The sequence below is a fragment of the Enterobacter adelaidei genome, from assembly GCF_041937165.1.
GTDB classification, from domain to species: domain Bacteria; phylum Pseudomonadota; class Gammaproteobacteria; order Enterobacterales; family Enterobacteriaceae; genus Enterobacter; species Enterobacter adelaidei.
In genome coordinates, this window is record NZ_CP154353.1 from 2,813,967 (window position 1) to 2,829,072 (window position 15,106).

At 54.7% G+C, this 15,106-nt stretch carries 17 protein-coding genes and 1 pseudogene; 16 read left to right on the plus strand and 2 right to left on the minus strand.

The genetic code is table 11. The features are described from left to right. The first annotated feature begins 105 nt into the window (after positions 1-105). The 14 genes and pseudogenes from fliF to rcsA all read left to right on the plus strand — a co-directional run bounded on the left by fliF (position 106) and on the right by rcsA (position 11,637). On the plus strand, positions 106-1,785 hold the full coding sequence (gene fliF, locus AAHF05_RS13715; protein ID WP_129323338.1) for a flagellar basal-body MS-ring/collar protein FliF: 1,680 nt from the start codon (positions 106-108) through the stop codon (positions 1,783-1,785). Then, positions 1,778-2,776: a flagellar motor switch protein FliG gene (gene fliG, locus AAHF05_RS13720; protein WP_374936342.1), complete on the plus strand. Its 999-nt coding sequence runs from the start codon at positions 1,778-1,780 to the stop codon at positions 2,774-2,776. Before fliF ends, fliG begins: the two co-directional genes overlap by 8 nt. Continuing rightward, entirely contained in the window at positions 2,769-3,476 is a 708-nt protein-coding gene (fliH, locus tag AAHF05_RS13725) for a flagellar assembly protein FliH (protein WP_114979711.1), read from the plus strand. The genes fliG and fliH overlap by 8 nt, the downstream gene beginning before the upstream one ends. Beyond that, positions 3,476-4,846 (plus strand): flagellar protein export ATPase FliI, encoded by a 1,371-nt coding sequence (fliI, locus tag AAHF05_RS13730; RefSeq protein ID WP_129323337.1) that lies wholly within the window; start codon positions 3,476-3,478, stop codon positions 4,844-4,846. Before fliH ends, fliI begins: the two co-directional genes overlap by 1 nt. 21 nt (positions 4,847-4,867) lie before the next feature. Further along, complete coding sequence (gene fliJ / locus AAHF05_RS13735) at positions 4,868-5,311, plus strand: flagellar export protein FliJ (RefSeq protein ID WP_006811155.1); 444 nt, start codon at positions 4,868-4,870, stop codon at positions 5,309-5,311. Beyond that, positions 5,308-6,537: a flagellar hook length control protein FliK gene (gene fliK, locus AAHF05_RS13740; RefSeq protein WP_129323336.1), complete on the plus strand. Its 1,230-nt coding sequence runs from the start codon at positions 5,308-5,310 to the stop codon at positions 6,535-6,537. The genes fliJ and fliK overlap by 4 nt, the downstream gene beginning before the upstream one ends. 106 nt (positions 6,538-6,643) lie before the next feature. Next, positions 6,644-7,114 (plus strand): flagellar basal body-associated protein FliL, encoded by a 471-nt coding sequence (gene fliL, locus AAHF05_RS13745; protein WP_028019592.1) that lies wholly within the window; start codon positions 6,644-6,646, stop codon positions 7,112-7,114. 4 nt (positions 7,115-7,118) lie between these two features. After that, complete coding sequence (gene fliM, locus AAHF05_RS13750) at positions 7,119-8,123, plus strand: flagellar motor switch protein FliM (RefSeq protein ID WP_028019593.1); 1,005 nt, start codon at positions 7,119-7,121, stop codon at positions 8,121-8,123. Further along, the gene (gene fliN / locus AAHF05_RS13755; protein ID WP_028019594.1) at positions 8,120-8,533 is read left to right on the plus strand and encodes a flagellar motor switch protein FliN; all 414 of its coding nucleotides are present in this window, start codon (positions 8,120-8,122) and stop codon (positions 8,531-8,533) included. Before fliM ends, fliN begins: the two co-directional genes overlap by 4 nt. A 2-nt stretch (positions 8,534-8,535) precedes the next feature. Next, the gene (gene fliO / locus AAHF05_RS13760) at positions 8,536-8,910 is read left to right on the plus strand and encodes a flagellar biosynthetic protein FliO (RefSeq protein ID WP_028019595.1); all 375 of its coding nucleotides are present in this window, start codon (positions 8,536-8,538) and stop codon (positions 8,908-8,910) included. Next, positions 8,910-9,647 carry a flagellar type III secretion system pore protein FliP gene (fliP, locus tag AAHF05_RS13765; protein ID WP_008500316.1) on the plus strand — a complete coding sequence of 246 codons (738 nt, stop codon included), beginning with the start codon at positions 8,910-8,912 and terminating at the stop codon, positions 9,645-9,647. Before fliO ends, fliP begins: the two co-directional genes overlap by 1 nt. 9 nt (positions 9,648-9,656) lie before the next feature. Further along, positions 9,657-9,926: a flagellar biosynthesis protein FliQ gene (gene fliQ, locus AAHF05_RS13770; RefSeq protein ID WP_008500315.1), complete on the plus strand. Its 270-nt coding sequence runs from the start codon at positions 9,657-9,659 to the stop codon at positions 9,924-9,926. 7 nt (positions 9,927-9,933) lie between these two features. After that, positions 9,934-10,735, plus strand: a pseudogene (gene fliR / locus AAHF05_RS13775) (flagellar biosynthetic protein FliR). 278 nt (positions 10,736-11,013) lie between these two features. Beyond that, the gene (gene rcsA / locus AAHF05_RS13780) at positions 11,014-11,637 is read left to right on the plus strand and encodes a transcriptional regulator RcsA (protein WP_008500313.1); all 624 of its coding nucleotides are present in this window, start codon (positions 11,014-11,016) and stop codon (positions 11,635-11,637) included. A gap of 102 nt (positions 11,638-11,739) precedes the next feature. Here the strand turns inward: rcsA and dsrB are convergent, their stop codons facing one another. Next, on the minus strand, positions 11,740-11,928 hold the full coding sequence (dsrB, locus tag AAHF05_RS13785; protein ID WP_013097741.1) for a protein DsrB: 189 nt from the start codon (positions 11,926-11,928) through the stop codon (positions 11,740-11,742). A gap of 136 nt (positions 11,929-12,064) precedes the next feature. Here dsrB and yodD point away from each other — a divergent pair, with 136 nt between their 5' ends. Continuing rightward, the gene (gene yodD / locus AAHF05_RS13790) at positions 12,065-12,292 is read left to right on the plus strand and encodes a YodD family peroxide/acid resistance protein (protein WP_028019596.1); all 228 of its coding nucleotides are present in this window, start codon (positions 12,065-12,067) and stop codon (positions 12,290-12,292) included. A gap of 300 nt (positions 12,293-12,592) precedes the next feature. Further along, entirely contained in the window at positions 12,593-13,411 is an 819-nt protein-coding gene (locus tag AAHF05_RS13795; protein WP_129323335.1) for a mannosyl-3-phosphoglycerate phosphatase-related protein, read from the plus strand. Here AAHF05_RS13795 and dgcQ read toward each other — a convergent pair. Next, positions 13,378-15,078, minus strand: coding sequence for a cellulose biosynthesis regulator diguanylate cyclase DgcQ (dgcQ, locus tag AAHF05_RS13800; RefSeq protein ID WP_028019598.1), 1,701 nt, complete (start codon positions 15,076-15,078; stop codon positions 13,378-13,380). The two genes, AAHF05_RS13795 and dgcQ, sit on opposite strands and share 34 nt — an antisense overlap. Positions 15,079-15,106: the final 28 nt, after the last annotated feature.

Genomic DNA, 15,106 nt, shown 5'->3' on the forward strand with positions numbered 1-15,106 from the left:
TGGCAGGGCCATCAATATGGAACTTTTGTCGTGTTTGCCGACCCGGGAGTCAGTTTTGTTTCTCTACACGAATAACGTAAACCACCAGGATTTAAGAGGTGCGCAATGAGTGCAACAGCATCGACAGCGCCACAAAATAAATCACTCGAGTGGATGAACCGCCTTCGCGCGAATCCTAAAATCCCGTTGATCGTGGCAGGCGCTGCCGCAATTGCGATCCTTGTAGCGATGGTCCTGTGGGCGAAAAGCCCTGATTACCGGACGCTCTACAGTAACCTTTCCGATCAGGATGGCGGTGCCATCGTCACCCAGCTTACCCAGATGAACATCCCTTATCGCTTTGCCGATAACGGGGGTGCGCTTGAGGTTCCTGCGGATAAGGTGCACGAACTGCGTCTGCGTCTGGCGCAGCAGGGGCTGCCGAAGGGCGGCGCGGTCGGTTTTGAACTGCTGGATCAGGAAAAATTCGGTATCAGCCAGTTCAGCGAGCAGGTGAACTACCAGCGTGCCCTGGAAGGCGAACTGGCTCGTACCATTGAAACGTTAGGCCCGGTGAAAAGTGCCCGAGTGCACCTGGCGATGCCTAAACCTTCCTTATTTGTCCGCGAACAGAAATCCCCTTCCGCCTCCGTGACCGTGAATCTCGAACCTGGCCGCGCGCTGGATGAAGGGCAAATTAGCGCTGTGACGCATCTCGTCTCCAGCGCTGTCGCCGGTCTGCCGCCGGGTAACGTGACGCTGGTCGACCAGAGTGGTCATCTGCTGACGCAATCCAATACCGCCGGTCGCGATCTGAATGACGCGCAGCTGAAATATGCCGCCGATGTAGAAAACCGTCTCCAGCGTCGTATTGAAGCGATCCTCGGCCCGGTCGTGGGTAACAGTAACGTGCACGCGCAGGTTACCGCGCAGATTGACTTCGCTAATAAAGAACAAACTGAAGAACAGTACAGCCCGAACGGTGATGCCGCTCAGGCGGTGATGCGTTCTCGCCAGATTAACTCCAGCGAACAGTCTGGTGGTGCGTACCCTGGCGGTGTTCCTGGTGCGCTGTCTAACCAGCCTGCCCCTGCTAACGCAGCACCTATTTCTACACCTCCGGCAAACCAGCAGAACGGTCAGCAAAATAACCAGCAGACTACGTCAACGGCCAATAATGCCGGTCCGCATACCAGCAGTCGTAACGAAACCACGAACTACGAAGTGGATCGGACGATTCGCCACACTAAACTGAACGTGGGCGATATTCAGCGTCTTTCTGTTGCGGTAGTGGTGAACTACAAGACTCTGCCGGATGGCAAACCGTTGCCGCTCACAGCCGAGCAGATGAAGCAGATCGAAGACCTGACCCGTGAAGCAATGGGTTACTCCGAGAAGCGTGGCGATAGCCTCAACGTGGTGAACTCACCGTTCAACGCGGTGGATGAGACCGGCGGTGAACTGCCGTTCTGGCAACAGCAGGCGTTTATCGATCAGCTGATGTCCGCGGGACGCTGGCTGCTGGTGCTGATTGTCGCGTGGCTGCTGTGGCGTAAAGGCGTTCGTCCGCAGCTCCAGCGTCGAGCTGAAGCCGAGAAAGCCGCTCGCGAACAGATGAGCGCGCGTCAGGAAGTGGAAGAAGCGGTTGAAGTACGCCTCAGCAAAGATGAACAAATGCAGCAACGCCGTGCTAACCAGCGCATGGGCGCTGAGGTGATGAGCCAGCGCATTCGCGAAATGTCAGATAACGATCCGCGCGTCGTGGCGCTGGTCATCCGCCAGTGGATGGGTAACGAACATGAGTAATACGCTTACAGGCACCGATAAAAGCGTCATCCTGTTGATGACCATTGGCGAAGATCGCGCGGCAGAGGTGTTTAAACACCTCTCCCAGCGAGAAGTGCAAATTCTCAGTGCGGCCATGGCCAACGTGCGTCAAATCTCCAATAAACAGCTGACCGAAGTGCTGTCGGAATTTGAGCAGGAAGCCGAACAGTTTGCCGCGCTCAACGTCAACGCCAACGACTACCTGCGCTCCGTGCTGGTCAAGGCGCTGGGCGAAGAGCGTGCCGCCAGCCTGCTGGAAGATATTCTGGAAACGCGCGATACCGCCAGCGGTATCGAAACGCTCAACTTTATGGAACCGCAGAGTGCCGCCGACCTTATTCGCGACGAGCACCCGCAGATTATTGCCACCATCCTTGTCCACCTCAAACGTGGTCAGGCGGCCGATATTCTGGCGCTGTTCGAAGAGCGTCTGCGCCACGATGTGATGCTGCGTATCGCAACCTTCGGCGGCGTGCAGCCAGCCGCACTGGCGGAGCTGACAGAAGTACTGAACAACCTGCTCGACGGCCAGAACCTCAAGCGCAGCAAAATGGGCGGCGTGAGAACGGCGGCGGAAATCATCAACCTGATGAAAACCCAGCAGGAAGAGGCGGTTATTACCGCAGTACGCGAATTCGACGGCGAGCTGGCACAGAAAATTATCGACGAGATGTTCCTGTTCGAAAACCTGGTCGAAGTGGACGATCGCAGCATCCAGCGCCTGCTCCAGGAAGTGGACTCCGAGTCGCTGCTTATCGCCCTCAAAGGTGCCGAGCAGCCACTGCGCGAGAAGTTCCTGTGCAACATGTCTCAGCGTGCGGCAGATATCCTGCGCGACGACCTTGCCAACCGTGGCCCGGTACGTCTGTCTCAGGTGGAAAACGAACAGAAAGCGATCCTGCTTATTGTTCGTCGTCTGGCAGAAACCGGCGAGATGGTGATTGGCAGCGGAGACGACACCTATGTCTAATGAGATGCCGTGGAAGCGCTGGACACCGGACGATCTGGCACCTCCCCTCTCCGAATTCACGCCAGCGGTGGTATCGCCCGAGGCGCTCGACCCGGATGCTGAGCAGCCTGAACTGAGTGAAGAAGAGCAACAAGCACAGATGCTGGCTCAGCTGCAGATGCAGGCGCACGAGCAAGGCTATAATGCCGGTCTGAACGAAGGTCGACAGAAGGGCCACGAGCAAGGGTATCAGGAAGGTCTGGCGAAAGGGTTAGAGCACGGTATTGATCAGGCGCGTCAGCAGCAGGCCCCGATCCATGCCCGCATGCAGCAGCTGGTCAGCGAGTTCCAGCACACGCTGGATGCGCTGGACAGCGTGATTGCCTCACGACTGATGCAGATGGCGCTGGAAGCCGCGCGTCAGGTTATCGGCCAGACGCCGGTGGTGGATAACACTGCGCTGATCAAACAAATTCAGGGGCTGCTGCAACAAGAGCCGCTGTTCAGCGGGAAGCCTCAGCTGCGCGTTCACCCGGACGACCTGCAGCGCGTGGAAGAGAGCCTGGGGGCGACGCTAAACCTGCACGGCTGGCGTCTGCGCGGCGACCCGTCGCTACATCACGGCGGCTGCAAAGTCTCTGCCGATGAGGGTGACCTGGATGCCAGCGTGGCTACCCGCTGGCAGGAACTGTGTCGCCTTGCGGCACCGGGAGTCGTCTGATGACCGCACGCCTCACCCGCTGGCTCACCACGCTCGACAACTTTGAGACGAAGATGGCGCAACTGCCATCTGTTCGTCGTTATGGGCGACTGACGCGCGCCACCGGGCTGGTACTGGAGGCCACCGGCCTGCAGCTTCCGCTGGGTGCGACCTGCGTCATTGAGCGTCAGGATGGTCTGGAAACGCGCGAAGTCGAAAGCGAAGTGGTCGGTTTTAACGGCCAGCGTCTGTTTCTGATGCCGCTTGAAGAGGTGGAAGGCATTCTTCCCGGTGCTCGTGTATACGCCAAAAACATTATCGGTGATGGACTGCAGAGCGGGAAACAGCTGCCGCTTGGCTCTGCCCTGCTGGGCCGCGTGCTGGACGGCAGCGGTAAACCGCTTGACGGTCTGCCTTCACCGGACACTACGGAAACCGGCGCACTCATTACTCAGCCCTTCAACCCCCTGCAACGAACGCCTATTGAGCATGTGCTGGATACCGGCGTGCGTCCGATCAACGCCCTGCTGACTGTAGGACGTGGACAACGTATGGGCCTGTTCGCCGGGTCTGGCGTGGGGAAATCCGTCCTGCTCGGCATGATGGCGCGCTACACTCAAGCCGATGTTATTGTCGTGGGTCTGATCGGCGAGCGTGGGCGTGAAGTTAAAGACTTTATCGAAAACATTCTGGGGGCGGAAGGTCGCGCCCGCTCGGTGGTTATCGCCGCACCGGCAGATGTCTCGCCGTTATTGCGTATGCAGGGTGCAGCGTATGCCACCCGTATCGCCGAAGATTTCCGTGACCGCGGCAAGCACGTGCTGCTGATCATGGATTCCCTGACCCGTTACGCGATGGCACAGCGTGAAATCGCGCTGGCTATTGGTGAGCCTCCGGCGACCAAAGGCTACCCGCCTTCGGTATTCGCCAAGCTCCCTGCTCTGGTAGAACGTGCAGGGAACGGCATCAGCGGCGGCGGCTCCATTACCGCATTCTATACGGTACTGACCGAGGGAGATGATCAGCAGGACCCGATTGCCGATTCCGCGCGTGCGATCCTTGACGGTCACATTGTGCTGTCGCGTCGTCTGGCCGAAGCCGGGCACTATCCGGCCATTGATATTGAAGCCTCTATCAGCCGCGCAATGACGGCGCTGATAACCGAGAAACACTACGCCCGCGTGCGTAATTTCAAACAACTCCTCTCCAGCTTCCAGCGTAACCGCGATCTGGTCAGCGTGGGGGCGTATGCCAAAGGCAGCGACCCGATGCTCGACAAAGCGATTAACCTGTGGCCGCAGCTGGAGGCGTTTTTGCAACAAGGCATTTTTGAACGTGCCGACTGGGAAGATTCAATTCAGGCACTGGAGCTGATTTTCCCGCAGGTGTAACACAGGTGGAGGGCGAAGGTTATGGCGCAAAACAGCGCGTTATCAACGCTGAAAGATCTGGCTGAAAAAGAAGTTGATGATGCCGCATTGCAGCTTGGCGCAATGCGACGCGGGTGCCAGCAGGCTGAAGAACAGTTGAAGATGTTAATCGACTATCAGCATGAATATCGCACCAACCTCAATACCGATATGACACAGGGCATTGGCAGTCAGCGCTGGATTAACTATCAGCAGTTTATCCAGACGCTGGAGAAGGCGATAGAGCAGCATCGCCAGCAGCTTAACCAGTGGACCCAGAAAGTGGATACCGCGCTGAATTTCTGGCGCGAGAAAAAACAGCGGCTGCAGGCCTGGCAAACCTTACAGGATCGGCAGATTGCAGCCTCGACCCTGGCGGAAAACCGTCTGGATCAGAAAAAAATGGATGAGTTTGCCCAGCGCGCATCAATGAGGAAACCGGAATGATCACACTGCAACAACTGCTGATGAGCGACAGCGACCTGTCAGGCGGCACGCTAACAGGGAAAGGCACTGACGGTGCGCAAGACTTTCTCTCTCTGCTGGCGGGCGCCCTGACGGATGCAACCGGCAAAGGCAAGGATGCGCCACTGACCCTGGCTGACCTGAAAGCCGCTGGCAGTAAACTGTCAAAAGTTGCTCAGGACGCCAGCGGCGATACCACGCTGCAGGCTAAAATAACGGACCTGCTCTCGCGTCAGGGTGTGCTGAATAGCGATGAAGCGTCCTCAACCACGCCGCTGGAAACGCTGGTCTCCGGACTGACGCCGCTTTCAAAGGGAGATGCCCTGAACACCCTGAATACAGCCAGCAAAGATGACAGCAAAAGCGAACTGAGCGAAGAAGAACTGGCAGGTTTGAGTGCGCTGATGGCGATGCTCCCCCACCAGCAGACCAGCACAGCTCACGCGGCAGGCACTGACGGTATTACCGCGAAGTCTGTTCTGAGTTCAGCGACGCTTGCACAGAATGGCGCGGGCCAATCGTCCCAGAACACCCCGCTGGCAGGCCATGATAAAGCCCAGCTTTCTGCGTCGTATCAGAGTCAGGGCAAACACAGCGACCCTGTTCTGCCTGACAACGCGCCCGCGACACCGGCTGTAACCGCTGCCGTGGAGAAACAAGAACTCGCCAGCGCGTCGTCTTCAACATCGCCGACCGCAACCCTGGCGCCAGTGATGTCCAGCCACGCGACCAGCCAGCCGGCCGCCACCGTTGCCACTGCGCCGGTGTTAAGCCAGCCTCTGGGAACTCACGAATGGCAGCAATCCCTGAGCCAGCACATCACGCTGTTCACTAAGCAGGGACAACAGACAGCGGAGCTGCGTCTGCACCCGGAAGATCTGGGTCAGGTGCAAATTTCGCTTAAACTGGATGATAACCAGGCGCAACTGCAGATGGTCTCGGCGCACAGCCACGTGCGTGCAGCACTGGAAGCAGCCCTGCCGGTACTACGGACATCGCTGGCTGAGAACGGTATTCAGCTTGCGCAGAGCAGCGTCAGCAGTGAGAGCTTTGCAGGGCAGCAGCAGTCCTTCTCCCAGCAGCAACAGCAGGCTTCGCGTTCCGGTAATACCGGCGGCTTTAATGAAGAGAGTGATGAGATACTGCCTACCCCTGCCGCCCTGCAATCCGCAGCACGTGGCAACAGCGCCGTAGACATCTTCGCCTAAACGCCAGAGGTAGCGTGATTATCCCCGTCTTTTCCACGCTTTGACGTCGGCAGGACACGGGATAATCACCTTATTAAGCTGTACCGAAACAGGAAGCTCGTATCAGATGACTGACTCCGCTATCACCAAAAAAAGTAAGCGTTCCATCTGGATCCCGCTGCTGGTGTTGATCACGCTCGCCGCCTGCGCCACCGCGGGCTATAGTTACTGGCGTATGCAGCAGGAACCTTCGACCGCTGCGGCCAAAGCCGAACCAGCACCACCGCCGGCACCGGTATTTTTCCCTCTCGATACCTTCACCGTGAATCTCGGTGATGCGGATCGTGTGTTGTATGTCGGTATTACGCTGCGCCTGAAAGATGAGGCCACGCGTGCGCGCCTGAATGATTATCTTCCTGAAGTGCGTAGCCGCCTTCTGCTGCTGTTCTCTCGTCAGGATGCTTCGACGCTGGCCACCGATGTCGGCAAGCAAAAGCTGGTCGACGCCATTAAACAAACGCTGGCGACCCCGCTGGTAAACGGCCAACCTAAGCAGGAAGTCACTGACGTTCTGTATACAGCCTTCATTCTGCGGTAACGACATGGGCGACAGTATTCTTTCTCAGGCAGAAATCGATGCGCTGCTTAACGGCGACAGCGATAAGAGTGATGATCCGCAACCGGGACTTGGTGGCGATAGCGATATTCGCCCCTATGACCCGAATACCCAGCGTCGCGTGGTACGTGAGCGTCTGCAGGCGCTGGAGATCATTAACGAACGTTTTGCACGTCAGTTCCGTATGGGGCTGTTTAACCTGCTGCGTCGTAGCCCGGACATCACGGTCGGTGCGATCCGTATTCAGCCGTATCATGAGTTTGCCCGCAACCTGCCGGTGCCAACCAACCTTAACCTGATTCATCTGAAGCCGCTGCGCGGCACTGGACTGGTGGTGTTTTCGCCAAGCCTGGTGTTCATTGCGGTGGATAACCTGTTCGGCGGCGACGGGCGTTTCCCGACCAAAGTAGAAGGTCGTGAATTTACCCACACCGAGCAGCGCGTGATTAACCGTATGCTGAAGCTGGCGCTGGAATCTTACAGCGACGCGTGGAAAGCCATTAACCCACTGGACGTAGAGTACGTACGTTCTGAGATGCAGGTGAAATTTACCAATATCACCACCTCTCCAAACGATATCGTCGTCAACACACCGTTCCATGTAGAAATCGGTAACCTGACCGGGGAATTCAACATTTGCCTGCCGTTTAGCATGATCGAACCGCTGCGTGAACTGTTGGTTAACCCCCCGCTGGAGAACTCACGCAATGAAGACCAGAACTGGCGTGAAAACCTGGTACGTCAGGTTCAGCATTCGCAGCTTGAGCTGATCGCGAGTTTTGCCGATATCCCGCTGCGGTTATCCCAGATACTGAAATTACAACCCGGCGATGTTCTGCCGATAGAAAAACCCGACCGCATTATTGCCCATGTGGATGGTGTCCCGGTGCTGACAAGCCAGTACGGCACACTTAACGGTCAGTATGCGTTACGCGTTGAGCACTTGATCAACCCGATATTGAATTCGCTGAATGAGGAACAGCCCAAATGAGTGACATGAACAATCCGTCCGATGAAAACAGCGGAGCACTGGACGATCTGTGGGCTGACGCGTTAAACGAGCAACAATCCACCCCGAGCAAAAGCGCGGCGGATGCGGTATTCCAGCAGCTTGGTGGGGGTGATGTCAGCGGCACGCTGCAGGACATCGACCTGATTATGGACATCCCTGTTAAGCTGACCGTGGAACTGGGACGTACCCGTATGACCATTAAAGAACTGCTGCGCCTGACGCAGGGTTCCGTGGTGGCGCTGGACGGTCTGGCCGGTGAGCCGCTGGATATTCTGATCAACGGCTATCTGATTGCCCAGGGTGAAGTCGTAGTGGTTGCCGATAAATACGGCGTACGCATCACCGACATCATTACCCCGTCTGAACGTATGCGTCGTCTGAGCCGTTAAGCATGAAAACTCAGGCAACAATATCACAACCTTCTGCCGTCCCCGGCTCACCTCTGCTACAGGTGAGCGGGGCGTTGTTCGGTATTATTGCCTTTATTCTTATCGCCGCATGGCTGGCGAAACGCGTTGGTCTGGCGGGTAAAACCGCCGGTACCCGCGGTCTGAAGGTCAGCGCCAGCACCACACTGGGGCCACGGGAACGCGTGGTCATTGTCGATGTGGAAGATGCGCGTTTGGTTCTGGGCGTCACTGCCTCAAACATCAACGTATTACATAAACTGCCGCCCGCTCCTGTTCTGGTGGACGAGCGCGCAGACGCCCCTGCGGATTTCCAGTCCGTTATGAAGAGTTTGCTTAAGCGTTCCGGGAGATCCTGATGCGCCGTTTGTTATCCCTTACGCTTGCGGGCGTGGGTCTGTTTGCTCCCGCAGTTTATGCGCAACTGCCTGGTCTGGTCTCAACGCCCCTCGCTGGCGGCGGCCAAAGCTGGTCGCTCCCGGTTCAGACACTGGTTTTCATCACCTCGCTGACGTTTATTCCGGCCATCCTGCTGATGATGACCAGCTTCACCCGCATCATCATCGTCTTTGGTCTGCTGCGAAACGCGCTAGGAACCCCTTCCGCACCGCCAAACCAGGTTCTGCTGGGTCTGGCGCTGTTTTTGACCTTTTTCATTATGTCGCCGGTGATCGATAAGATTTACACCGACGCCTACCAGCCGTTCAGCGAAGACAAAATCTCCATGCAGGAGGCGCTGGATAAAGGCGCTCAGCCGTTACGGGAATTTATGCTTCGCCAGACGCGTGAAGCGGATCTGGCACTCTTTGCTCGCCTGTCCAACACCGGTGAGCTTCAGGGTCCGGAAGCGGTTCCGATGCGTATTCTGCTGCCTGCCTATGTCACCAGCGAACTGAAAACCGCGTTTCAGATTGGCTTTACCATTTTTATTCCGTTCCTGATTATCGACCTGGTGATCGCCAGCGTGCTGATGGCGCTGGGTATGATGATGGTTCCTCCCGCCACCATTGCCCTGCCCTTTAAGATCATGCTCTTCGTGCTGGTCGATGGCTGGCAGCTGCTGGTCAGTTCCCTGGCCCAGAGTTTCTACAGTTAAGGAACGGCGATGACACCCGAATCGGTCATGATGATGGGCACGGAAGCGATGAAAATCGCGATAGCCGTTGCCGCGCCTTTGTTGCTTGTCGCGCTGGTAACCGGTCTGATTATCAGTATTCTGCAGGCCGCCACGCAAATTAACGAAATGACGCTGTCATTCATCCCGAAAATCATCGCCGTGTTCGTGGCGATTATCGTTGCCGGGCCGTGGATGCTGAACCTGTTGCTGGACTATATGCGCAACCTGTTTACCAATCTGCCGTACATCATCGGCTGACCTGACGATGCTGCACTTCACCAGCGACCAGTGGGTTCAGTGGCTTGGCGTCTATTTCTGGCCAATGCTGCGCATCATGGCGCTGATCTCAACAGCCCCGATTCTCAGTGAGAAATCGATCCCCAAGCGTGTCAAAGTGGGGCTGGGCATTATCATTTCCATTATCGTCGCGCCCTCTCTCCCTCCTGTGGATATTCCGATTTTCTCGGCCAATGCGGTATGGGTGGCATTGCAGCAGGTGATGATTGGCGTCGCCGTCGGCTTTACCATGCAACTCGCCTTTGCCGCCGTGCGCACCGCAGGGGAACTCATCGGCCTGCAGATGGGATTATCGTTCGCCACGTTCGTCGATCCCGGCAGCCATCTCAACATGCCTGTGCTGGCGCGCATTATCGACCTGTTGGCCATGCTGTTGTTCTTGTCGTTCAACGGTCATCTGTGGCTCATCTCCATGCTGGTGGATACGTTCCATACGCTGCCAATTGGTGAGAACCCGGTGAACAGCAATGCTTTTCTGGCGCTCACCCGTGCCGCAGGGCTGATATTCCTGAACGGGCTGATGCTCGCGCTACCGATTATCACGCTGCTGCTGACAGTAAACCTGGCATTAGGTTTACTGAACCGAATGGCGCCGCAGTTATCGGTGTTTGTCATTGGTTTTCCGCTGACGTTGACGGTCGGAATTTTATTAATGTCATTACTCATGCCACTTATCGCCCCCTTCTGTGAACATTTATTCGGCGAGATATTCAACCTGTTAGCGGATATTGTCAGCGAACTGCCACGTAAATAATAGCCCTCACTATTGATATTGTCTTTCTGAGGATATTCCTAAAATAAAACCTGAAAAACATCTTCCAGGATATATCTGACGCGGTTTAATTGTTTCTAAGCACCTCACAATACTTAATAATTACTTTACTTTAAGAAGATTCCTGGCAAATTATACGTAACTTTACGGGATAGTGAGTCCGCCTGAAAGTCTTTGTCATGCTCACAGGTTTATTATTTTTTTCCATCCCGTATGGCTGTTTTGAGCTCTCAGGCAGATGGTGAATTATCGTTACGCATTGAGTGAGGGTATGCCATGTCAACGATCATTATGGATTTATGCAGCTACACCCGGCTAGGGTTAACCGGGTACCTGGCAAGCAGAGGGGTAAGAAAGAGAGACATCAACGATGCACACACCGTTGACGAACTCGCAGCCGCTTGTGACGAACTAAAACCAGGCGTGGTGTTTATTAATGAGGACTGTTTCATTCACGATCCAGCCAACAGTCAGCACATTAAGCAAATCATTAATCAGCATCCAAAAACCCTGTTTATTGTTTTTATGGCGATCGCGAATATCCATTTCGATGAGTATTTATTGGTCCGTAAAAACTTATTAATCAGCTCTAAATCGATTAAACCAGAGTCGCTGGATGACATTCTGGGTGATTATTTGAATAAAGAAGTTAAAAATGTAGGAGCGGTTAACTTACCCACCCTATCATTAAGCAGGACTGAATCAAGTATGCTGAGAATGTGGATGGCGGGCCAAGGAACTATTCAGATCTCAGACCAGATGAATATTAAAGCTAAAACCGTTTCGTCACACAAAGGAAATATTAAAAGGAAAATTAAAACGCATAATAAGCAAGTGATCTACCACGTAGTACGCCTGACCGATAATGTGACGAACGGGATTTTCGTCAACATGCGTTAGTCGCTTAAGACCCTGTGCACCCTACCTTTGATCTCTGGCCTGGCCAGAGATTTTTGCTTCTGAGAACGTTGTCAGGTACGCGTTGTGCCACCCGACGCCGAGCTACTCTGCTTTCTCAACAAAAATGCCGTCAGGATGCCCCAGTTCGTTAAAAAACCAGATGCCAAGCGGGTAGTCTTCCAGTGATACCAGGTACATTGTGCCTTCGCTAAACTCTTCAATTGCCAGTACCACACCCGGGCGGCGCGGCCCACCGTCCGTTTTAACGGTTACCCGATCGTTGACCTTCATACATTCCTCCTCTGGTTTTGAGCCAGTGTAGAACAAAACGCAAAAACGCACATCGCCGTCCGGCGCGAATGGCGTTTTTATACACAGGCTATACTTAACCTTGGACACGTTTGTAGGTTGAAAGAGGAGTCCCGTAATGAAGACCGACAAAGCTTACAGCGACACCATCAAACGCGACGTCGAAGTGGATGTCGATGCCCTGCTGGCCGCGATCAATGAGATCAGTGAATCAGAAGTCCGTCGTATGGACGATAATTCTGACCGCGTCATTGTTAACGGAAGGGATTATCACACCTATCGTGAACTGGCTGAGGCCTTCGAGCTTGATATTCATGACTTTAGCGTGTCTGAAGCAAATCGGTAGCACGAAAAAAATCCCGGTCATGGGGATGGCCGGGATCAAAACTTGCTTATGCAAGAAGCACTTGAAATTCGTTACACCAGGAAACCTGATGTACATGCCACACTATCCCCAACAATTTTGCCTGACAAGCATATATTCTCGGAATGAATATAACTTTTTTAACATATTGATTTTTGTTATGAGCGATAACATACGCCGAATGCGGGTTTGCCTGGGATAGTTCCCTTTTCCAGGATTTCCCTTTTCGTTATTTTTTAGGAATATTCTTAATCTCTGACGCATCCGTTATCTGGAGCCACTATGCCTTCACTGCAGGACACGCTGCTGATTTTTTCTGACCTGGATGGCTCGTTGCTGGATATTCATACCTATGACTGGCAGCCAGCGATACCCTGGCTCGACAGGCTGCTGGATAACCAGGTACCGGTCATTCTTTGCAGCAGTAAGACGGTGGCAGAGATGCTTGAGATCCAGCAGGATCTGGGGCTGGAAGGTTTACCGCTTATTGCCGAAAACGGCGCAGTGATTCAGCCTGATGTCCGCTGGGAAATGGGTCAGCGCCACATCAGAGGGATGTCGCACCAGGATATCCACCGGCTGATTGAACAAATCCGCCTGCAGTTACGCGTTAAATTCACCACCTTTGACGACGTCGATGAACGGGTTATCAGCGAGTGGACCGGGCTGACGCGCTATCGCTCAGCCCTCGCACGTAAGCATGAAGCCTCCGTCACGCTTATCTGGCGCGACACCGATGAGAAAATGGTTGAGTTTGAAGAGGTGCTGGCGCGAAGTGGCCTGAAATGCCTGCAAGGCGCCCGTTTCTGGCATATTCTGGACGCCCGCTGTGGTAAGGACGTTGCGGTTAACTGGCTTATTGAGCAGTACCGTGAGCAGGAAGATATCACTCCTGTCACCCTGGGACTCGGTGATGGCCCCAATGATGCCCCCCTGTTGGACAGCATGGACTTCGCTGTCGTCATCAAAGGGATAAACCGACAGGGTATCGTGCTGCGAGACACTTCCCCTGCGCGGGTCTATTACACTCAGCAGCCCGGACCGGCTGGCTGGAGTGAGGGGCTGGATCACTTCTTGTCGTCATCGCGCCAGATAACCTGATTACGTCCCCCCTGTTTTGCCAGATACAGACGGGTATCGGCAATCGACTGCAGCTGTTCAAAGTTGTAGTTCCCTTTTTCATGGGCACAGCTCACGCCAAATGATGCAGTGATATGTAATGTGGTGCTTTTTTTCACCAGAATCTCTTTGCTGTCAATCCTTGCGCGGATGCGCTCTGCTACCACCGAGGCCTCGGGAAGCGCCACCCCAGGTAATACCACGCAAAACTCTTCCCCGCCGACGCGCCCGGCGACATCGTTTTCACGCAGTCCGCTGGCAATAATCCCGGCAGCATGAGACAGCACCTTATCACCCGCCTGATGGCCAAAGCGGTCATTGATGCTTTTGAAATGATCCAGATCGATCTGAATCACGGAAAACGGTAGCGACTGTTGCTGGCATTGTTGTGCCAGTATTCTGGCCCGTTCGAAGAGTGCACCACGGTTATTCAGACGGGTGAGCGGATCATGCCAGGCCTGCCACTGCAGTGAGCTTTGCAGTGCATACATGTTGCTCACCATTCGGCGAATCACCAGCCAGGAGATAAGCAGCATGGCCGTGAACAGTGCCCACAGCAGAGCCAGCACAATGCTGATGCTACCGAAATCACCCTGAACACCTTCATGCAGGGTATGCACTCGCAGAACAACGCCATCAAAGTGATCGAGCCGTTCCCAACTGATAAAACGACTGCCGAGACGGACTCCGCCTTCCGTGTCACTTTCAATGGCATGCGCGATTTGCGCCATTTCACGTTCGTCAAAACGGTTCATCAGGCTGGCCGGAGATTCCGAAGAGGCAATCAAGTTGAGGCGCGAATCGTACAGCTGATATTCCCCTTCGGCATGATCGTCCGTTGCATCTGCCAGCAAACGCTTCATGGTGCTAAACGAAAAATCCATCGCCACTACGCCGTACCAGTAATGTTCAAAATAGATGGGTATGCTGGCCGTAATCATGCGTTCGTTGCCGGTCCAGGAGGACGCGGTAGAGATAAACCAGCGCACCGCCCGCGCACGATTGTTACGTTCAGACTGCTGCGTAAACCAGGGCTGGGTCACCAGGTGGTAATAACGCGTAATGATGTCGTCACTCTGCGCAGGCGTATCCGTGGAAAGATAAAACCCGGCGCGGGAGATATAGATAATCCGCTCTTCATTCTGTACCGTCGATGAGGCCAGACGTAGTAAGTAACCGACTTCAAGTGCAGCAGAAATCTCATTACGGATACGTTCATCGTCACGGTTGAGGAGTACCGTTTTTTCAACAAAGGCGTCTGATACGCCATTAATGGGTAGTGTGCGTTCTTTATCCACCGCCAGCTGCCAGGCAGGTCGATTCCGGAGGAGGTCAAAACGATCAACAGCCTGATGCAAAACGTCAAATGCCAGCGGTTTCTGCAGTGCGTCCCGCATGCTGTTGCGGAAAAATAGCGCCTTATCAACGCCAAATTGCAGCTGTCTGTCGAGCGAGCTGGCAACCGTTTCCAGATGATTGCGCTGGCTGGAGATATAGGCCTCTTCCAGCACCACCACCTCGCGCCAGGTCAGAAGAGTGGAGAAGATCAGTACGACGATAAAACAGGAATTAACAATCAGGCCAGGGTTGCTGCGCTTTTGCAGCCATTGAAAAAAAGATCGTCTTACAACAAATGTATCGCGCTGCACACACACTCTCCCTGATGACTGCCTACAC